The sequence below is a fragment of the Methanoregula sp. genome (genome assembly GCF_023227875.1).
Taxonomy (GTDB): domain Archaea; phylum Halobacteriota; class Methanomicrobia; order Methanomicrobiales; family Methanospirillaceae; genus Methanoregula.
The window spans coordinates 140,372-159,626 of record NZ_JALOCH010000005.1; the positions used below are offsets into that span (position 1 = coordinate 140,372).

The following is a 19,255-nucleotide window of genomic DNA, read 5'->3' on the forward strand; positions in this document are numbered from 1 at the left end:
CCTTTTTTTAGGTTCTATAACGAGAATTACCGTGCGAGGATAAAAAGACCGTGTGTGGCACGCACGCTTTTTTTACCGGCACGCCAACCATCTTACCATGAAGGTGACATTCCTCGGGACCAACGGCTGGTTCGACACCCCGGCCGGCAACACGGTCTCGGTCCTGATCGAGTCGGAGGAGTACGACATCATCCTCGACGCCGGTAACGGCATTGCCAAGGTCGACCGGTACATCGGGCAGGACAAGCCGGTGTACCTGTTCCTGAGCCACATGCACATCGACCACATCGCCGGGTTGCACACGCTCTGCAAATACCGGTTCAGGCAGGAACTGAAGGTCTTCACGCAGGAAGGGACGAAGAGCAGTCTTGCGACCTTTGTCGCAGAGCCCTATACGGTACCGTTCGCCATGCTCCCGTTCAAAAACAGCGTGCACGAACTCGGGGAAGGAACGCATCACCTGCCCTTCACCGTCACCTGCCTCCCGCTCGTCCACCCGGTCCCCTGCTTCGGGTACCGGCTGGAACTCGATGGGAAGATCATCGCCTACTGCACGGACACCGGGCCCTGCGATAATGCGGTCACCCTGGCACGCGGTGCCGACCTGCTGATCACCGAATGCGGCCTGAAACCCGGGGTCACGAGCCCGGACTGGCCGCACCTGAACCCGGAGATGGCAATCTCAATCGCCCGGCAGGCGCACGCTCGCCGGCTCGCCCTCACGCACTTCGGGGCGGAGTACCGCACCCTGGAGGAGCGAAAGGCGCTTTCCGTGCAGTTTGCACGGGAATGGCCGGGGCTGGTTGCGGCGATGGATGATATGACGATTGAAGTATGAGCGCGCGATGCACCCGGGACCGGTAAATTCCTGTAAAATTTCAGATCCGGTTAACTTTTTGCTAACGCGATCCTGATCGCGAATTTTTTTTTTCAAACGCGGTTGCGATCGCGATTGAAAAATTCCAGGCGCGATACGTCGCTTCGGCCGGACCGGGTTCACGTCTGACTGACCTTTGTTTCGTGTGGAGATTTTTGCGGATTTCGATCGCGGTTGTGATCGCGTTTTATTTTTTCAAACGCGATCGTGATCGCGATTGAAAAAAGTTAAACGGGTTTGCACATGCGATTCATTATTCCGGAACGGTTTTGGCTGAGCGGGCGGGACGGGAAAATTTTGGCGGGGAGTAGGGGTCAGCGAAAGTTTTTGCTGAGGGGGGGTGGGGTCTGACATAATCATATGCTTTTTTTAAAACCAGTAACCTTGATGATACATCATCCCGAATGGATATCATACGTACAATATATTGAGGTACAATCTTGGATCGCAACGAATTCCGGACGCGGCTGGAGATGATCGATGTCCTGTTGAAAGAACAGGGATGGGATGTATCGGATCGATCCCGTGTCCAGACTGAAGTCGATACCAAACAGTCTGACTTTGTTGCGAAGAGTTACAAGACTGTTTCTGAGACCCTGAAGAACGATCTTGAAAGTAAGTACGCCGATTACCTGCTCCTTGACAGCGCCGGGGCCCCTCTCGCCATTGTTGAAGCGAAACGGACATCGAAGGATCCGGAACTCGGGCAGCAGCAGGCTGCGATGTATGCGGATGACATCAAACGCCAGACCGGCCGGGACGTGTTCATCTTTTACACGAACGGGTACCGGATTATTTTCTGGGACCGGGAGCGGTACAGCCCGCGTGAAGTGAAAGGATTTTATGCACGGGGCGATCTGGAACGGCTCCGGTTCCAGAAGACGCAGGATGCATCGGTGCCGGTCGAAGTCGATACCTCCATAGTCGACCGGGCAAAAGGGATCGAGTGCGTCAAGCGTGTAGTGGAACACCTCCAGAAGGGGCACCGGAAAGGGCTCATTGTCATGGCTACGGGTACCGGGAAGACCCGGGTGGCAATGGCGATCATTAAGATCCTGATGGAGAAGGGCCTTGTGCAGAAAGTGCTCTTCCTTGCCGATCGCCGTGCCCTGCGGGACCAGGCGATGGACAAGGGATTCAAGCAGTTCTTCCCGGAGGAGGGGAAGGACACGATCTTTGCCGGGAAGTACGACACCAGCAAACGCTTGTACGTGTCCACGATCCAGACCTTCCAGGAAATTTACCTTGACAAGGACAAGGACGGGCAGTTCAAGCTCTCCCCGGGTGAGTTCGACCTGATCATATCGGATGAGGCCCACCGCTCGATCTACAACAAGTGGAAGGATGTGTTCACGTACTTCGACGCGATCCAGATCGGTCTGACGGCTACGCCATCGGATATCATTGACCGGGACACGCTCCGGTTCTTCGAATGTCATGACGGATCGCCCACCGCGTTATACTCGTACGATGATGCGGTGAGGGACGGGGTGCTGGTGGACTTCCGGAAGAGCATCCTTGGCGCCCAGACGCATTTCCAGATCGCGGGGGTGCGGCGGCAGGACCTGACGGAGGGCGAGCGGGCGAAACTGCTGGAGCAGGGGATCGATCCGGATGAGATCGATTTTGAGGGCACGGAACTCGAAAAGAAGGTCGCGGTGAAAGGGACATCGGAGGCGATCGTCCGCGAATTCATGGAGCACGCCCTGGTGGACCAGACCGGGACGCTCCCCGCGAAGTCGATCATCTTTGCGATCTCGAAGAAACACGCGTACCGGCTCCAGGAGGCGTTCGATACGCTCTACCCGGAATACAAGGGTACGCTGGCCCGGACGATCGTGTCAGAGGATTCGCGTGCCAGTATCCAGCTCAAGATGTTCGGGAACGAGTCGATGCCCCGGGTTGCGATCTCGGTGGACATGCTGGATACCGGCATCGATGTGCCGGAGGTCTGCAACCTTGTCTTTGCAAAGCCGGTCTTCTCGAAGATCAAGTTCTGGCAGATGCTCGGCCGGGGGACCCGGGCCAACAGCGCCTGCGTTCATCCCGCGTGGCTGCCGGAGGGGAAGAAGGAGTATTTCCAGGTCTTTGACTTCTGGAACAACTTTGAGTACTGGCAGATGAACCCGGACGGGGTGAAGAACGAATCACCGGATGCGATCACGAACCGGATCTTCCTCTCCCGGGTCAGGCAGCTCGCGTTCCTGAAGGAGCGGGGCGATGAGGTGCGGGCGGCGCTGGTGAAGGACCAGATCCTTTCCGATATCCGCTCGCTTCCCCCGGACTCCGTGAGCGTACGCGACAACAAGGAAGAGATCAGAAAAGCGCTCGACCCGCAGCTCTGGGATAACGTGGCCGTTGACCCGGTCCAGTTCCTGACCCAGAAGATTATGCCCCTGATGCGGTACCAAAAGGATGTGAACCTGAACACCGCGATCTTCACCTTGCGCTGCGAGCAGCTCAAGCACGCGATCCTCCGTGCCAATCTCGGCGAGATCGAGCGGCAGAAACTGTTGATCAGCGGCATGGTCGAGTGCCTCCCGCTGACGCTCGACAAGGTGAAGGAGCGCGAGGCATTCATCCGCGAAGTAAAAACAAATGCATTCTGGCAGTCCGTGTCGTACGAATCGGCGGAACGGATGCTTGCCGAGCTTGCGCCGCTGATGCCAATGATGAGCCGGGAGCCGCAGCAGACGATCGTCATCGACATGGGCGACCGGATCGAGATGCGGGAACTGATCCAGATGCTGGGCGAGAAGGAGCAGACCTACATCACGAAGTACCGGGAGCGGGTCGAGGAGCGGATCAAACAGCTCGCGGCGGACAGCCCGGTGATCCAGAAGATCGCCCGCGACGAAGTCCTCTCCGAGGCCGACATCCGCCAGCTCGAAGCCACGATCTTCGGCCCCGACCTTGCGAAGAACAGCGCGGAGCTGGGCAAGGCAGTCACGAGCACGGAGAGCATTCTCGTCTCGTTCATCAAGCGCGTGCTCGGGATGTACGGCGAGCCCAACCCGGCGGACCGGATCAGGGATGCGTTCCGCACGTACATGATCGAGAACAACAAACACTATTCGGCCGACCAGCTCAACTTTATCCGCATGGTCGAGTCGGTCTTTAGCCAGAAGAAGCACATCACGTACACCGACTTCTGGGAGCCGCCGTTTATTACATTAGGGAATGCGCCGGAGCCGATGTTCTCTACGGATGAACTGAAGACGTTTGAAGGGATCTGTTCCCGGATTGAGCGGGAACTTTCTGCCGGGGTGGCTTAAATGGAGAGAGAACTGCCGGAGGGGTGGGAATCAGTGACTCTCGGTAGTCTAGAAAAAAAAGGTGAGATCACTTTTCAGAATGGGTTTGCCTGCGGGGTAAATAATCAGGAAGGTCGCGGCATTCCTCAATTACGGCCAATGAATGTAAGTCAATCGGGTCGAATTGTTTTAGATGTCTTGAAATTTATTGAAACGGACAGAGATGTCTCCAATTATTGCCTTCAACAAAACGATGTGATTTTCAATAATACAAACAGTGCCGAATTAGTTGGAAAAACTGCGGCGTGGGATGGCGAACTTGAACATTGCGTTCTCTCAAATCATATGACAATTATTCGGGTCATTAATCGATCTCGACTGGATCCACAATTTTTAGCTCGGTATCTGCACAGTCGTTGGGGCAAACACTATTTTGAAAATATTTGTCAGGAACACATCAATCAGGCAAGCGTAAGCCTTGAACGACTGTACGAAGTTGAAATTCCCCTTCCCCCGCTCCGAATCCAGCGCCAGATCGTTGCCGTTCTCGAACAAGCAGAGGCGGTGAAGCGGCGAAGGCACGAGGCGGACGCATTGACGGGGGCGTTGTTGCAGAGCGTGTTCCTTGAGATGTTCGGGGATCCGGTGAGGAATGAGAGCGGGTGGGAACAATCCAAATTAGGGAATTGTTGCAGGGTACAACGAGGAAAATTTACGTATCGTCCCAGAAATGAGCCTCGTTTTTATGGTGGAAACTATCCTTTCATTCAAACGGGTGATGTTGCAAATTGTCAAGGAAAATTAAAAAAATACACTCAAACTCTCAACGAAGAAGGGCTCTCAATTAGCAAGATGTTTCCAAAGGGGACTATTGTAATTTCTATCGCGGCGAATATTGGAGATACGGCAATTTTGGATTTTGATAGTTGCTTCCCGGATAGTGTTGTTGGTATTAGCCCAGATACTCGCAAAGGAACCGTTGAATTTTTTGAAATGATGTTAAGATTTTACAAAGAACATTTATGGAATCTGGCTCCTGAAACAGCACAACGAAATATCAATCTTAAAATACTCTCGAAATTGGATGTTATCGTTCCCCCACTTGCCCTCCAGCAGCAGTTCGCCCGTGTCGTTGAGCGTGTGGAGCGGATTCGTGAGCAGCAGGTGGCATCGGGTAAGGAGATCGAGGGATTGTGCGAGGGGCTGATGGCGAGGGCGTTTGCCGGGGAGCTGGTGGGGTAATCAGAGTGGGGGGATAAGGATGCTTTGTTTTGTCGGAGATCTTGCAGGATTTCAAAATATTGTGCGCAATTTGCCATTATCGGATCAAGAGACTAGGATAAAGCAATGGATAGATTTAGTTGAGTCAACCTCATTAAAATGTGAAATTTGCAACGTGAAACTCATTTCAGATACGATTGTTGCTACCACAGATGAAACTTTTCAGGGGCTAGAAAAACTAATAAAATTTTCCAAAATACTACTTGAAGAAGGATTAAGAACAAAACTCCCCCTTCGAGGAGCAATATCACGTGGAGAAGTAAAATGGACCGAGCAAATAGTATTTGGAAAGGCGGTTATTGAAGCATATCAATTAGCATCAAATCAGAACTGGTTGGGTGTGACTTTTAATTATAATTGGTGATTGTGTAACATCCACCAAAAGTTCGATAAACCTGAAACAAAAATTTTATTACCGCTCTTGGGGGCTCCGGCAAGCCTCCGCCCCCGCCGCTCGGGCATCCCCCGGTTGCGATAGTGCCGTATTACCACAACCTGTGTGTGCCCCCGATAGAGGTAATACCGAGGCATCGCAATGCGCCCCGTCCCCCCTCGGGGGACTGGCGGCGCAAGAGGGGGGCTGCATTTTTTGTGTTCTCCGGAGCGCAAATCTCAAAAAAAATCCTGAATTGGCTCAATACTAACCATGGGTTAGTGGTGGACTTTACCTAATCACCTTATAATTTTCAAATCCCGACAAATCTGTGGAATATCAACAAAGTAATTATCTATCCGACTCCATTGAAAAAAGGTAAGATCGGTCTTATGCCCGTAGTGACTTGGGAAATACCTCCTGTGAACGATCTCCATAAAATGACTCTTGGAGGAGGATTAACGACCGACAAGGAATTTTTAGAATGGAATTATTTTGATAAAATGAACAATACAGCAATTTTTTCATTGTATCTCAAATCAATAAAAAAAATTGAGAGGGAAACTGGGAAAATAGTGGATGTCAGTAAGTATCAAGGAATCTCTCCGCTTGGAGTAATTGAACATGTCATCGAAGGACATCCACTTGTTCTCGAATAATGTTTATATTGTTGTTCGCCCGTGTCGTGGAGGATGTGGAGCGGATTCGTGAGTAGCAGGTGGCATCGGGTAAGGAGATCGAGGGGTTGTGCGCAGGTCTTATGTCTTTGACCATCGGGGCAAAGACGTAGATGAGAAGATGACGCAGTCATCTTCGAAGGCTGATGCAGCGTGCATTCTCTGGAGAGCTATCGAAAGGGAATGCTTGAGAATGTCGAAAGTCATCTGACTTGAGACAGGAGAAGACCATCAGGTCTTCGACCGAACGCATCAGCGTTTTTCGAAGGCGTTTGCAGGGGAGTTGGGGGCAGTGAAAGGATACCCTGTTGAGAATCAGAAAATAAATCTCAAAAATTTTTATACATTATATAAAAAATTGTCTTTATATGTCCGGGAGTCCTACTAAGGGGTATGCCATGTGATTTATCCGACATGGAACTTCAGATACTCTATATCCTCTACAGAAATACCTGCTTCAATTCTGCCGCTTCCTATCATAGTAAAAAACTCAAAAAAATTTTACGAAATAAATTTGACGATGATATTGACACAGCATTATCCCATTTACAAAACAAGGCATATATTACTGCAGTCAGGAAGCAGGATCCAAAATTCTATATTAGTACTATCGGTAAGGCGTATGTGGTCTTGAAATCTCATGGGAAAAATGTGACACCTCCCGGAAGATCCACAACACATCATCTTGATTGAAAGTACTCATGCTGTTAATTTTTTCTAACAACACTTTTATATTTGGGATACCAACATCATGAACGAAATTTCCTGGATGCCGGGACATTGAACGAGCATCACTAATGCCATGGGGTTCTAATGAGGAAACCGTTTGAGGGTTTATTAGGCGATTCCTGTGAGACACGGCTCTTACAGTTTTTACTGCCAATGTATGGAATTGAATTTGTTATGACCGATTTGGAGGAGGAAGTAAAATTCACCCGCCAGTCAATTTCGAGGGCCTTAAAAAAATTCTCAGAACGGGGAATGATCACTATCAGAAAAGAAGGAAGAACCTGGTATTATTCCATCAATGAAAATTCTTCTTTGGTGCAACGCATCGAAGATTTCCACAATTCCCTGGTAGAATCAATTGTCGGTGAAGAAAAAATCCGTGAGTTTGAAGACAAGTACGAGAAAAGTGTTCGGGCATCCGTATCAAGCACACCGAAACAATCCATAAAAAAGGTCGTGTTCCGCCACGACACCTCCGGAGAAATTGCTTCCGGTGTTGCCGAGCGGTCCCGGAACCTTCCAGAACGATACGGTCAGTGATACGGAGATGAAAGCAGATTCGCCAACGGAAGAACGGAAGATTCCGGCTACTGCTCTGTTAAGTGAGCGATCCCTTGCAAGGGAGTGGCTGAAACCCGAGGAGGACGAGGCTTGGGATTATTTGTAAATATCTGGGATATTGATTTACCTGAACTCATGATGAACCCTGATCAACGCCGGATGATTGTGAACAACCAGAAATGCCATAACGTCCTTCTGGCGCTGGGAAGAGTGATGACCCGGGAAGATTTTGAGAAAGAAGGAATACGAATCCTTTCAAAACCGCTTCCTTGATTTTCTCATAACTCGTATCTGGATCGAAGATCCATGCGTCTCGCCCCCGAACTCAAATCCAAGATCGATTCCCTCTGGGACAAGTTCTGGAGCGGAGGCATGAGCAACCCGCTGCAGTCCATCGAGCAGATGTCCTATCTCATCTTCATGAACCGGCTCGAAGAGATGGACACGTTCGAGGAGAAACGGGCAAAGGCAAAAGGACTCCCGTACACTTCCATCTATGAAGGGCAAGCCGACTGCCGTTGGTCACACTGGAAACATTACTCTGCGGATAAGATGCTCGTCCATGTCCGGGACGAAGCATTCCCGTTCATCAAGAACATCCATAACGGTGAGAAAACACTCTTTGCCCGGCACATGAAAGATGCCGTCTTCCTGATCCCCAAACCTTCGTTGTTGCAGGAAGCCGTCACCATCATCGATGAGATGAAAATATCCGCCCAGAACCGGGACACCCAGGGCGACATCTACGAGTACCTCCTCTCCCAGCTCTCGACCGCCGGCAAAAACGGCCAGTTCCGCACGCCCCGGCACATCATCCGGATGATGGTCGAGCTCGTGGACCCGGACATCAACGACCGGATCTGCGACCCTGCCTGCGGTACGGCCGGGTTCCTTGTCAATTCCTACGAGCATATCCTCAAAAAGTACACAAGCTCGGACAAAGTTGAAGTGGATGCCGACGGAGAGTATCATAATATCCTCGGAGACAAGATCACAAACCCGAAACACTGGGACAAGCTCTGGAAGGAGACGTTCTACGGGTACGATTTCGATAACACGATGGTCCGGATCTCGCTCATGAACATGGTGCTCCACGGGATCAAGGCGCCCCTGGTTGCCCAGCGGGACACGCTCTCCAAAAGTTTCACGGAAAACGATCAGTATACCGTTGTTCTCGCAAACCCACCGTTCAAGGGGAGCATCGACAAGAGCGACATCAACGATGCCCTCACCCTCCAGACAACGAAAACCGAACTCCTCTTTGTCGAGCGGATGATGCACCTCCTCCAGATTGGCGGGAAGTGCGCAGTCATCGTGCCGGACGGTGTGTTGTTCGGCAGCTCAAATGCCCACAAAAAACTCCGGCAGATCCTGCTTGAACAGTGCCAGCTCGAAGGCATCGTCTCCATGCCCTCCGGTATCTTCAAACCGTATGCCGGTGTCTCAACAGCCGTTATCATCTTCACCAAGGGAGGATCGACCGGGAAGGTCTGGTTCTATGACATGGACGCGGACGGGTACTCGCTGGACGATAAGCGGACGTTCATCGATGGCAAAGGAGATATCCCGGATATCATCCAGCACTACCGTATCCGGAAGAAAGAGAATCCCACGGACCGGAAAGGAAAATGTTTCTTTGTACCGATCAGCGAGATCAAAGAAAATGGATTTGATCTCTCCATCTCGCGCTACAAGGAGATCGAGTACGAAGAAGTACAGTACGAAAAGCCGGAAGTGATTATCCAGAAAATTGAGACGCTGGAAAAGGAGATTCAGAACGGTCTCAAGGATCTTAAATCATTGCTGAAAGATCATTAATTGAACTTTTTTAAAACAGAGAATACACTATCGTCCCAAGACTCCCGACAGGACGATAGCGCATATAACATATCGAATTGGATTATGATTGAATAAACCCCTTCCAATTCCCCCCGCGGTTCAATCCTATAACCTCCCGGTTACACCAATCCGGCCCCAATAATCGCCCCGATTTACCCATACAACTATAGATAACTCCCAAAAAACCCGCACCCACCAATTAACTATTATACATTTTTTATTATACCTAAAAATAATCAAAAATGCCACGCGAAGACTGTACACTAATACAGGTAGAGATCTCAGGGCCCGGGTACTCCCTGTATATTGCGGGACGGATCGATCAACCTGACCGGCGAATCGGGGCACATAAAGAGAAAAGAGGTGTCTGATGCCTCGGCGGCCTGCGGAGATCGAATATGATATTCCTCTCTATCTTGTGCCTCATATTGTCGCACGGGGGATCAGGAAGCATGGAGATACTATAGAGCAGGTCATCATCAAAACGACACACCGGCATTTCTATAATGTGAGTATCAGGACGCGGCCAGTCAGAAAGGAATTCAAGGGAGATACGAAACAACATCCGGATACAAAAGAATAATTTCTCTTTTTTGCCTTCGTGAAATACAATTTGCCAACAGGATCCGTTTTTTCATGACAGGACCGGGATTTTAACTGAGTCCGATTAAAGAACGTCACGGCGATCAATTATTTTCAGGTACATTTTTGTTCCTTGCAAATTCCTGAGGATTACTACCGGATTGCCTTGAAAAACGCGCAAATTCCCCCGTTTTGCCCCGGGAACATTTCATAATCAAAGCCCATAGTCTATCAGGTTCTACATTGGTATGTCCGAGGAGTTCGGCAGAATCCGAGAGGTTTATCAGAACCTTGAGGAAGAGAAGATTTTCCGCAGGGAAATCTTCGAACTCCGAAGACATGAGAAGGGAGGCGCAAGCCGACCTTCGAAGGCGAAGAATCCTTGGGGATTCTTCTTGTCTTCCTGGTTCTTTCGAACCAGTCAGATGTCCAAGGGCGCCCGAGGACGAGAGAACGAGATCCGGAGGATCTCAGGAGAAACGAAAACATGGCAGACTTTACCCCCAACACAACTACGAAGAGCGCGATCCGCAAGCTCGCGGCCCCGCTCGCAGACGTGACTGCCTTCGACACCATCGTCCAGGGCGTCATCACGAACAACCCCTTCCAGTGCGTGGGCTACCCATTCGCGGGAGTGAACCACCCTCCGGTCGAACGGACCCGGCAGGGTTACACGGCGAAGATCGTCTATCAGGATGCCGATGCAAAGACCGTGGGCATCGTCACGGTCAGGGCCTTGACCATCCCCGCTTTCACCAGCGTGGCGAACCATATCCTGGCCGATGCGGCGATCGCCACAGCACTCGGCGGGACACCGTACCGGGACTTCGAGAATGAGAAGTACACCTCGACCCTGAAGTGCCACGACACAAACGGCGAGGACTACTACCTCAATTTCAGCAGGGAGCAGGTGACCCTCACCTCGTTCTCGGACGAAGCGATCCGGAGCCGGGTGGAGACCTGGGCCGACACGGTGGCGGCTCTGGCCTGAAGGAGCCTGGAACCGGAAAAACCGGAAGAAGATCCGATCATCCCCCTTGCGCCTCCGAAAGGTTTGTCAGAACCTTGAGGACGAGAAGAACTCGTCAGAGTTCTTCGAAACCCCTGCCCCCAATGGGGGCGGGGGTGCCTAGGATGGCTCTGTATTACCAGCACAGGAAATCTCTGATTTTTTGTGTACAGGTAATACGGCGTCATCGTAACCGGGGAATGCCCACGCGGCGGGGTCCGACTGGTTCATCTGAATCCGAAAGGTTCGTGAGAACCTTGAGGAAGAGAAGATTTTCCACAGGAAAATCTTCGAACCAGGAGGACGAGAAGAACTCTGCGGTTTCTTCTCCTGTCTCGGGTCTGATGACCCTCAACAAGCGGGAGTTTCTAAAAACTCCCGCTGCTTCATCCGTTCAGGATGAAGCACCCCCAGGAGCGTCAGACCTCCTCTTCCGGGATTTTTCAGGAGGTACCATCATGGAAACGGAAATCATAGGACTGCTGCTTGGGGCCGTCCTTCCAATCTACCCCCTGTTCTTCGCAATATACCAGAAGACCGGCAGGTACGACGAGATCGTCGAGGAATTCAAACGACTCCGGGACGAGCACGACCACTACCGGGAGGCGCACCATGGGGGATGAGACCGGACCGGTCGCAACTGTGACCGGCCTGTACCGCGGGACATTCAGCGGCCTTGAACCGATTTCAAGGGATACCCCGCTCACCCTCGATGAGATCCGGCGCAACCCGATCTTCTACGAGCTGGAACTGCGCCCGGAGCAGGAGGACGCGGACCTGATCATCGATGTGATCTATGACAACATGTCGCCGCTGCGCCTTCCGGACCTGATGCGGGGAACGGACATCCCGCGGGGCGTCCGCTTCTGGCCGGACTGGTTCGAGGTCCCGCCCTACCGTGAGATGCGCGACATTGACGGCCGCCGCGTTTACCCCCGGTCCCCGGGTATCCACACGGTCCGGATCCGGACGGCCCGCCGGAAAACCGGCCAGAGGGGCCTGGCCCGGGACTTCAGCCCGGAGAACAGAGGATACACGAGCCCGGTCTTTGAACTCTCGATAGCTCCGGAGGAGCTATGAGACGAGAAGAACCCGGAGGATTCTTCGCTGTTACGATCACGGCGGGAGGAAGCGATGTTAGAGAATGCTGAAGGTGATCCCACACAGGTAGCGGACCCGGTAACGGCACAACAGATCGTAGGTATCCTCACGGGGGGATGATGCGTGGGGTCCTTGACCCTCATACCCCCCTTTGCGATGGACGCCGCCGCCCCCGACGGGGCGCCCCCGCGGCGGTTCAGTGACTAAATACTGAAACCACCTTGCCCCGCCGTGCCTCGGAGAGGCCCTGAGGCGGGGAGCCCTCACATATTTTCAGGTTTTTTAAGTTTTTCTCGTTCCGGACCGAATCCAATCAGTTCATGCCCGGTTCTCCTGAACAATTACTTGTTAAGTTTCTTCATCACCCACGCCATGTTGGCGCCGAGCGTCTTCATCGTGGCAATCCCTTCCTCATCCTCCTTCACATCTCCTGCCGCGTGACCGAGTCCCACGTTCCAGTAGGATGACCCGGGCACCACCATCTGGCTGATGAAGAAGAAATGGTTCATCGTGTCGAACGCGTGGATTGCACCGCCCCTGCGGACCGCCACGACCGCTGCCCCGACCTTGCGCCGGAACATGTCGTCGTTCGCTTTTGCGACATAGCCGGTCCGGTCGATCAGGGCCTTCATCTCGGTCGAGACATCGGCGAAGTATGTGGGCGACGCAAGGATGATCCCGTCCGCTTCCATCATCTTTTCGATGCACTCGTTGATGATGTCGCCCTTGATCGCGCACAGCCCGTCTTTCTTCTCGAAGCACTTCCCGCACGCGATGCAGCCCCGGATCTTCTTGCCGGAGAGCTGGACGAGTTCCGTCTTGATCCCTTCCTTCTTCAGTTCCTTAAACACGGCATTGACGAGAATCGCCGTGTTGCCGTCTTTCCGTGCACTGCCATTGAATGCGACAACTTTCATACCAGTCACCTGATTACTATCCTCGCGCGGCCATGATAAAAAATTCTCCCTGTAACGGTCAGGGCACTGCGGGACCGTCCTCAGTGCGCCATCTTAAGACCCCTGCCACCAAATGGTGTTGCGATATGAATACACGTATACAGTTTTCCGATCTGCACCTATCACGGGAGATCGGGAAAGCAATAGAAGATATGGGCTTTGAAGAGCCCTCACCCATCCAGGCACTCGCTATCCCCCTCATCCAGGCCGGCCGTGACGTGACTGCGCAGGCGCAGACCGGTACCGGCAAGACCGCTGCATTCGGCATCCCCATTATCGAGAAGATCGACCCATCGCGACGGGTGGTACAGACCCTTGTGCTCTGCCCGACCCGCGAACTCGCCATCCAGATCGCCGAGGAGTTCTCAAACCTCCTCGCCCACCTCCCCCGCATCACCGTGTTGCCGGTCTACGGCGGCCAGCCTATCGAACGCCAGCTCCGCGCACTGCAGGCCGGCGTCCATATCGTCATCGGCACACCCGGGCGTATCATGGACCACCTTGACCGCCGCACGCTCCGGCTCGATGAGGTTACGACCGTCGTGCTGGACGAGGCCGACCAGATGCTCGACATGGGGTTCCGCGACGATATCGAACTGATCCTGCGGAAAGTCCCGCAGAACCGGCAGACCCTGCTCTTCTCTGCCACCATGCCAAAGCCGATCCTCGAGATCTCCAAGAAGTTCCAGACCAAGCCGGAGTTCGTACGGGTCGAGTACGCGGAACTGACCGTGCCGCAGACCGAACAGTTATACATTGAAGTGAAAGAGCGCGAGAAACTCGATGTGCTCTGCCGTCTCATCGACATGATGGACCCGCACCTTGCAATTATCTTCTGCAATACCAAGCGCCGCGCGGAAGAGCTCTCCGGAAAAGTCCGCGCACGGGGGTACCGGGCTGACGAGCTGCACGGGGACATGAAACAGTCCCAGCGCGACCGGGTCATGGGAGGCTTCCGAAAGGGCATCATCGATATCCTGATCGCGACCGATGTCGCGGCACGCGGTATCGATGTCGATGATGTGGACATCGTGATCAATTATGATGTACCGCAGGATGTGGAGTATTACATCCACCGTATCGGCCGGACCGGCAGGGCCGGGAAGAGCGGCAAGGCAGTCACGTTTGTCACCCCGAAAGACGTCAGCAAGCTCCGGGAGATCATGCACTTTGCAAAGGTCCAGATCGCCCGCATGCCGGTGCCGTCACAGAGCGATGTCGCCCAGTCCAAGGTCCGCGGCGTGCTCGAACGGGTACGCGAGACGATCCAGGCCGGCGGCCTTGAACAGTTCGTGCGGATTGTCGAGGACGAGACCGAAGGGGACCACAGCACGATCGATATCGCCGCTGCCCTCTTAAAGATGCAGATGGACATGGGCAACGAGCCGGTGGCAGAGAAAACTGGGGTCGTTGACTTCGGCGAGACCGGTGCGGAAGTCGGGATGGTCCGGTTCTTCCTTGGCGTTGGCCGGCAGCACAAGGTCGCCCCAAAGGACATTGTCGGCGCGATTGCCGGTGAGACCGGGATCCCGGGGAAAGCGATCGGTGCGATCCGGATCCTTGACTCATACTCATTTGTCGAGATACCAAAAGAGCACGCCCAGGATGTCTACACGATCATGAAAGAACGGACGATCCGTAACCAGCCAACCGGCATCGAACCGGCATCCGGCAAACGGGCGTAACCTCCTGAAAGGTTTTTTTTTGGTATTTTTGATGTACTAAAAATCCGGCTGGATGTGAGGGGTGCGACCAAACACTCAAATACCCTTCACGGGAAATCCATCCGGTATGAAAAAGATTTTTGGTATCACCCTGGCACTCGGGTTCTGCCTCATGCTCGCGCTGGTTGCAGGGTGCACCCAGCCGACAGCAACCCCTGCCGCAACCCCGGCACCGATTGTTGTTGAAACGGCCCCTGCAACAGAAGAACCGACCAGTGTCCCCACCACCGTTGCCGATTCCCTCACCCCGGGTCCCACCCAGGCCCTCCAGGACATCTGGAGTATCGAGGTCCAGGTTGAGAGCAATGGCGAGGCCATCAACCCGCAGATCACCACCACGCTCCGTGGCGGCAAGGGTATGAACGTCATCCCGGAGATCGATGTCAGGATCACACGATCAGACGGTGTTGTTGAGGAAGACCGGATGGTCCAACCGCTGCATATCGGCTCATCCGTGGTGCTTGACGGTACCACGAAGAATACCGACCGGGCTGAGGTATGGGTTGTTACCCCCAACGGGGATAAAGTGAAGATCTACGATGCGTACGTGCCGTTCCGGTCGTACAATTAATTCCCTTTTTAAATCCTGCCCGGGCATCAGTAGCCAGGCCGGTGTTCCAGCTGTGCAACAGCGAGGGTAATAACCGGGATGAACAGCCCGACGGCGATGATTGCGTATCCCTGTGGCTCGTCACCGAATGGCGGGGTCATCACGATCCAGATCCCGTTGACAATGACAAAAAGCGCGATCAGACAACTCATCACCTTTAAAATCGCTTCCATGACCTGCTCCCGTTTCTCTGTAATGGATGGTATGTTTAGGGACTATTAAGCGCTTGCATTCTCACCGGCCCTCACCGATCTCCCTTCACCAGTCACCGGGGAAGACTGCGTTTAAGTCCCCTGTCCGCGGGTATCACGTTATCCATTCATTTTTCTCCTGTGCGAAAGAACAGGATAAGTACGGGTCCGGGACCCCGGTATCAGCCGGGAACCGGATGATCTTCAGACAAGGGAAAAGGAATCACTCATGGGTACTGCACTTCTCACTGACCTGTACGAGCTCACGATGGCCCAGAGTTATCTCGAGCACAACAAGACCGGATCCGCTGTCTTCTCCATCTTCCCACGGACGCTTCCCGTAAAACGCAATTTTCTTGTTGCCGGTGGCCTTGAGACCCTGATCGGCCAGCTGGAGCAGTTCCGGTTCAGCGGTGAGGATATCGTGTACCTGAAAAGCCTTCAGATGTTCAGCGATGACTTCCTCTCCTGGCTCCGGGACTACCGGTTTTCCGGGACCCTCTCCGCGATACCGGAAGGCAGCATCGTATTCCAGAATGAACCCCTTGTCCAGGTAGAGGGCCCGCTCCCCGACGTCCAGATCCTTGAGACCCTGGCACTCAACTGTATCCATTTCGAGACCGTTGCTGCCTCGAAAGCGGCCCGGATCGTATCCGTAAGCCGGGGACGGAGCATCGTGGAGTTTGGCTTCCGGCGTTCCCATACCCCGGCTGCGGGCATCGCGGCGGCCCGGGCCGCCTATATCGCCGGGTTTGCCGGGACGTCGGACCTCGAGGCCGGGAAGCGGTACGGTATCCCGGTTGTCGGGACCATGGCACACTCCTATGTCATGCTCTTTGATACGGAAGATGCCGCGTTCCGGGCATACCAGTCTTCCTTTCCCGAACGGGGCCTCTACCTCATCGACACATACGACACGCTTGCCTGCGCCGAAACCGTGATCCGACTTGCACGTGACGGGGTTCCGGCTATCGGGATACGGATCGACAGCGGGGACATTGGAGCCCTCGCAACGCAGGTGAGGAGTATGTTTGACCGTGCCGGGCTCTCCCACATCAAAATTTTCGTGAGCAACAATGTGGACGAGTATTCCATTGACCGGTGGCTGGCAGGGGGCGTCCCGATCGACTCGTTCGGTGTGGGAACGCATTTCATCACCTCGTCTGACGCGCCGTATCTCGATATGGTGTACAAACTGGTGGAGTATGAAGGGACCCCGCGATACAAGACGAGCCCCGGCAAGACCACCTTCCCGTACCGGCGCCAGGTCGTAAGGCATTACCGGGACGGCATCATGGACCACGATGAGGTGATCCGCATGGCGGGATGTGAGGATGACGGCCTTGTTGAACCGTATCTCCGGGACGGGAAACTCACAAGGCCGCTGCCATCGGTGGAAGATATCCGGAAGCACTGCGCACATGAACTCACGACATTACCGGGACCGTTCAGGACACTCGCAAAGCAGGAGTACGGCGTGAACGTGCTGCCGTGAGCGGGTTTTCTTCTCAGGCAGAAAGCACGATATTTGATCGGTTCACCAAAAAGGAATATACTCTCCTGTCATATGTTCATGGAGATATCACCGGGTGACTGTCATTTCCCTTGTACCGATTCCCTTCCGCATCTCCGCCCTTACGCAGGAGCGCAACAGCCTCTATGAGTACCCGGTGGAGCGGCTTGCCGGTATCGTGAAGGATGTCGGGTTCCGGTGCACGGCGTGTGCAAAGTGCTGCACCCGCGTCTTCAACGGGCATGTCTTCCTGCTTGACCGGGATGTTACTTCGGTGAAAAAAATCGATCCACAGGCGATAGAGCCCGCCCCGGACCCGGAGTTCTGCGACCAGAACGGTACGTTCTATGTCTCAGGCTATGCCCTCCGGGCAAAGTCCGACGAGTCGGGTTCCTGCTGGTTTCTGGAGAACGGCCGGTGCCGGATCTACGATGACAGGTTTTTTATCTGCCGAATTTACCCGTACATGCTCCACCGCGAACCGGATGAGACCGGGAAAGTGGATTGGCGGCAGGTTTCCGGCATCGACCAGCACGGGGAGTTCAACCAGGAAATTCCGGAGGAAGAGTGTGGGGTGATCGCCCGGGAGACCAAGGAGTTCGAGAATGCGTTCCTGACCCAGGAGATCGCCTTCCTTGAATGCATCCAGGATTATTTCTCCCGGAACGGGCTTCGTCACGTTCAGAAGGTGTATGACGACCACATGCGGGCATTCAAAAAAGGAGAGTCGATCCGGGTGATGGTCTTTTATGACGGGCGTTTTGAAGAGCACCATATCCGTATGGACTGACCATCCGGTTGACTGGTGATTATCTTTTAGTGTTCTGGCTTTTTTCAGGAGGAACCGTATCGTCCGCCCCGCGTCAGGGTTCTTATATGTCAGCATCATGCGAATCCCAGAACCCGGTCAGCACCCTCCAGATCCGTTCCCGCAATATCTTGACCGCCCCGTCACAGTCCGTCGATTGTCCAGCCCCTGACCCCGGTTCCGGTTCGTAGAGTGCCCGGTTGACCTCGATCTGGATCCAGGGAACCCCCTTGCGCCAGTAATGTGCGTTTGAGATGAACCCACCGGAGAACGGGTTGTTGATCGCCACTTCGCGGTTGAGTGAGAATTCGGACCGGAACTCGTCCGCGAGGGTGTTTACCCATGACTCCGGGCAGGTTGCAATACTGTTCTTTTTTGCCCGCCCCTTCCGGTCCCCGTTGTTTCCGAGACAGAAGAGCGGGCGTTCCGTTCCTGCATCCTTCTGTTCAGCGGACCCCACGGGCAGCATCGAGTGGCAGTCAAAGGCGATCTTCACGTCATGCTGATCGATCAGTTCGTCGATACGCTGGTGGTAGGGGAAGTACCATGCCATCATCACGCGGTGGATCAGGGTCATGTCAGGAAACATACCTTCGCGATAAACCGGCTTCCCATCAACCGCCTGCAGCTTGATGATGCCATCCGGGTCGCGGGGCGGGAGGGGGAGCGGGGGGCGGTTGAGATCCACCACCATACGGGATACCGGCGTATCGATATGTGCCCGGGCAGAACTGCGAAAATCATACAATTCCCGTGTCATTGGATCGCAATAATAACGGAGCTCCTCCCGCGCCAGTGCAAGACGCCCGGTCAGTTCCGTTGGGACATCGGTGCCCCCGTGCGGGATGGAGATCAGGAAGGGATAGCGGGTTGTCACGATAGCAGAATATACGATCAACAGGAGGTTAATTTTTTCATGGAGATCGGATCTGCCTTTTCCCGGGTCACGTGGACAACGGTTCATTTCCGGAAATGGTTCTTCCAATCACGGGATCACAACTCAATAAAAAGCAGCCCGATGGAAAGGAATGGGCACCATTTCGCATGCAAATAAACCCTCCGCAGCCCATGCAGGTTCCGGTAACGGGAACGCGCTGAAAGGTCTTTTTTAAAGGATTGGGGTCATTTAAAGGAGCGTTCCAGTGGAAGAAAGGGGGTATAAAAGGATGA

20 protein-coding genes are annotated in these 19,255 nt (G+C 53.7%); 17 read left to right on the forward strand and 3 right to left on the reverse strand.

Annotated elements, in window-relative coordinates; all coding sequences use genetic code 11:
• The first annotated feature begins 97 nt into the window (after positions 1-97).
• The 13 genes from M0R30_RS06995 to M0R30_RS07055 all read left to right on the forward strand — a co-directional run bounded on the left by M0R30_RS06995 (position 98) and on the right by M0R30_RS07055 (position 12,262).
• Entirely contained in the window at positions 98-838 is a 741-nt protein-coding gene (locus tag M0R30_RS06995; protein WP_292545197.1) for an MBL fold metallo-hydrolase, read from the forward strand.
• Positions 839-1,317: 479 nt separating this feature from the next.
• Positions 1,318-4,152 carry a DEAD/DEAH box helicase family protein gene (locus tag M0R30_RS07000; protein WP_292545200.1) on the forward strand — a complete coding sequence of 945 codons (2,835 nt, stop codon included), beginning with the start codon at positions 1,318-1,320 and terminating at the stop codon, positions 4,150-4,152.
• Positions 4,153-5,373, forward strand: a complete 1,221-nt coding sequence (locus M0R30_RS07005; protein WP_292545203.1) for a restriction endonuclease subunit S — start codon at positions 4,153-4,155, stop codon at positions 5,371-5,373.
• 19 nt (positions 5,374-5,392) lie between these two features.
• Positions 5,393-5,776 (forward strand): hypothetical protein, encoded by a 384-nt coding sequence (locus M0R30_RS07010; RefSeq protein ID WP_292545206.1) that lies wholly within the window; start codon positions 5,393-5,395, stop codon positions 5,774-5,776.
• Positions 5,777-6,153: 377 nt separating this feature from the next.
• Positions 6,154-6,444 (forward strand): hypothetical protein, encoded by a 291-nt coding sequence (locus tag M0R30_RS07015; RefSeq protein ID WP_292545209.1) that lies wholly within the window; start codon positions 6,154-6,156, stop codon positions 6,442-6,444.
• A gap of 411 nt (positions 6,445-6,855) precedes the next feature.
• Complete coding sequence (locus M0R30_RS07020; protein WP_292545212.1) at positions 6,856-7,155, forward strand: hypothetical protein; 300 nt, start codon at positions 6,856-6,858, stop codon at positions 7,153-7,155.
• A 189-nt stretch (positions 7,156-7,344) separates the two neighbouring features.
• Positions 7,345-7,731, forward strand: coding sequence for a winged helix-turn-helix domain-containing protein (locus M0R30_RS07025; protein WP_292545214.1), 387 nt, complete (start codon positions 7,345-7,347; stop codon positions 7,729-7,731).
• 111 nt (positions 7,732-7,842) lie between these two features.
• Positions 7,843-8,025 carry a hypothetical protein gene (locus M0R30_RS07030; protein WP_292545217.1) on the forward strand — a complete coding sequence of 61 codons (183 nt, stop codon included), beginning with the start codon at positions 7,843-7,845 and terminating at the stop codon, positions 8,023-8,025.
• A 33-nt stretch (positions 8,026-8,058) separates the two neighbouring features.
• Complete coding sequence (locus tag M0R30_RS07035; RefSeq protein WP_292545220.1) at positions 8,059-9,570, forward strand: class I SAM-dependent DNA methyltransferase; 1,512 nt, start codon at positions 8,059-8,061, stop codon at positions 9,568-9,570.
• 391 nt (positions 9,571-9,961) lie between these two features.
• Positions 9,962-10,174, forward strand: a complete 213-nt coding sequence (locus M0R30_RS07040) for a hypothetical protein (RefSeq protein WP_292545223.1) — start codon at positions 9,962-9,964, stop codon at positions 10,172-10,174.
• 486 nt (positions 10,175-10,660) lie between these two features.
• Complete coding sequence (locus M0R30_RS07045; protein ID WP_292545226.1) at positions 10,661-11,164, forward strand: hypothetical protein; 504 nt, start codon at positions 10,661-10,663, stop codon at positions 11,162-11,164.
• 476 nt (positions 11,165-11,640) lie between these two features.
• Positions 11,641-11,805: a hypothetical protein gene (locus tag M0R30_RS07050; RefSeq protein ID WP_292545228.1), complete on the forward strand. Its 165-nt coding sequence runs from the start codon at positions 11,641-11,643 to the stop codon at positions 11,803-11,805.
• A complete protein-coding gene (locus M0R30_RS07055) occupies positions 11,795-12,262 on the forward strand; it encodes a hypothetical protein (RefSeq protein WP_292545231.1) in 468 nt (155 codons plus the stop codon). Before M0R30_RS07050 ends, M0R30_RS07055 begins: the two co-directional genes overlap by 11 nt.
• A gap of 362 nt (positions 12,263-12,624) precedes the next feature.
• Here M0R30_RS07055 and M0R30_RS07060 read toward each other — a convergent pair whose 3' ends face one another.
• Positions 12,625-13,200 carry a flavodoxin family protein gene (locus M0R30_RS07060; RefSeq protein WP_292545234.1) on the reverse strand — a complete coding sequence of 192 codons (576 nt, stop codon included), beginning with the start codon at positions 13,198-13,200 and terminating at the stop codon, positions 12,625-12,627.
• Positions 13,201-13,325: 125 nt separating this feature from the next.
• Between M0R30_RS07060 and M0R30_RS07065 the strand changes: the two genes are divergently transcribed.
• Positions 13,326-14,924: a DEAD/DEAH box helicase gene (locus M0R30_RS07065; protein WP_292545237.1), complete on the forward strand. Its 1,599-nt coding sequence runs from the start codon at positions 13,326-13,328 to the stop codon at positions 14,922-14,924.
• A 106-nt stretch (positions 14,925-15,030) separates the two neighbouring features.
• Positions 15,031-15,534, forward strand: coding sequence for a hypothetical protein (locus M0R30_RS07070; protein ID WP_292545239.1), 504 nt, complete (start codon positions 15,031-15,033; stop codon positions 15,532-15,534).
• A gap of 26 nt (positions 15,535-15,560) precedes the next feature.
• Here the strand turns inward: M0R30_RS07070 and M0R30_RS07075 are convergent, their stop codons facing one another.
• Positions 15,561-15,746: a hypothetical protein gene (locus M0R30_RS07075; RefSeq protein ID WP_292545242.1), complete on the reverse strand. Its 186-nt coding sequence runs from the start codon at positions 15,744-15,746 to the stop codon at positions 15,561-15,563.
• Between the two features lie 247 nt (positions 15,747-15,993).
• Between M0R30_RS07075 and M0R30_RS07080 the strand changes: the two genes are divergently transcribed.
• Both M0R30_RS07080 and M0R30_RS07085 read left to right on the forward strand, forming a co-directional pair.
• Positions 15,994-17,259 carry a nicotinate phosphoribosyltransferase gene (locus M0R30_RS07080; RefSeq protein ID WP_292545244.1) on the forward strand — a complete coding sequence of 422 codons (1,266 nt, stop codon included), beginning with the start codon at positions 15,994-15,996 and terminating at the stop codon, positions 17,257-17,259.
• Positions 17,260-17,353: 94 nt separating this feature from the next.
• On the forward strand, positions 17,354-18,067 hold the full coding sequence (locus M0R30_RS07085; protein ID WP_292545247.1) for a YkgJ family cysteine cluster protein: 714 nt from the start codon (positions 17,354-17,356) through the stop codon (positions 18,065-18,067).
• 82 nt (positions 18,068-18,149) lie between these two features.
• Here the strand turns inward: M0R30_RS07085 and M0R30_RS07090 are convergent, their stop codons facing one another.
• Entirely contained in the window at positions 18,150-18,962 is an 813-nt protein-coding gene (locus M0R30_RS07090; RefSeq protein WP_292545250.1) for an N-formylglutamate amidohydrolase, read from the reverse strand.
• Between the last annotated feature and the right edge of the window lie 293 nt (positions 18,963-19,255).

Coding starts and splice junctions, on each gene's coding strand:
- M0R30_RS06995 (WP_292545197.1), top strand. CDS start 98: ATGAAGGTGACATTCCTCGGGACCAACGGCTGGTTCGACACCCCGGCC.
- M0R30_RS07010 (WP_292545206.1), top strand. CDS start 5,393: ATGCTTTGTTTTGTCGGAGATCTTGCAGGATTTCAAAATATTGTGCGC.
- M0R30_RS07035 (WP_292545220.1), top strand. CDS start 8,059: ATGCGTCTCGCCCCCGAACTCAAATCCAAGATCGATTCCCTCTGGGAC.
- M0R30_RS07065 (WP_292545237.1), top strand. CDS start 13,326: ATGAATACACGTATACAGTTTTCCGATCTGCACCTATCACGGGAGATC.
- M0R30_RS07070 (WP_292545239.1), top strand. CDS start 15,031: ATGAAAAAGATTTTTGGTATCACCCTGGCACTCGGGTTCTGCCTCATG.
- M0R30_RS07080 (WP_292545244.1), top strand. CDS start 15,994: ATGGGTACTGCACTTCTCACTGACCTGTACGAGCTCACGATGGCCCAG.
- M0R30_RS07025 (WP_292545214.1), top strand. CDS start 7,345: ATGTATGGAATTGAATTTGTTATGACCGATTTGGAGGAGGAAGTAAAA.
- M0R30_RS07050 (WP_292545228.1), top strand. CDS start 11,641: ATGGAAACGGAAATCATAGGACTGCTGCTTGGGGCCGTCCTTCCAATC.
- M0R30_RS07075 (WP_292545242.1), bottom strand. CDS start 15,746: ATGGAAGCGATTTTAAAGGTGATGAGTTGTCTGATCGCGCTTTTTGTC.
- M0R30_RS07060 (WP_292545234.1), bottom strand. CDS start 13,200: ATGAAAGTTGTCGCATTCAATGGCAGTGCACGGAAAGACGGCAACACG.
- M0R30_RS07020 (WP_292545212.1), top strand. CDS start 6,856: ATGCCATGTGATTTATCCGACATGGAACTTCAGATACTCTATATCCTC.
- M0R30_RS07055 (WP_292545231.1), top strand. CDS start 11,795: ATGGGGGATGAGACCGGACCGGTCGCAACTGTGACCGGCCTGTACCGC.
- M0R30_RS07040 (WP_292545223.1), top strand. CDS start 9,962: ATGCCTCGGCGGCCTGCGGAGATCGAATATGATATTCCTCTCTATCTT.
- M0R30_RS07045 (WP_292545226.1), top strand. CDS start 10,661: ATGGCAGACTTTACCCCCAACACAACTACGAAGAGCGCGATCCGCAAG.
- M0R30_RS07005 (WP_292545203.1), top strand. CDS start 4,153: ATGGAGAGAGAACTGCCGGAGGGGTGGGAATCAGTGACTCTCGGTAGT.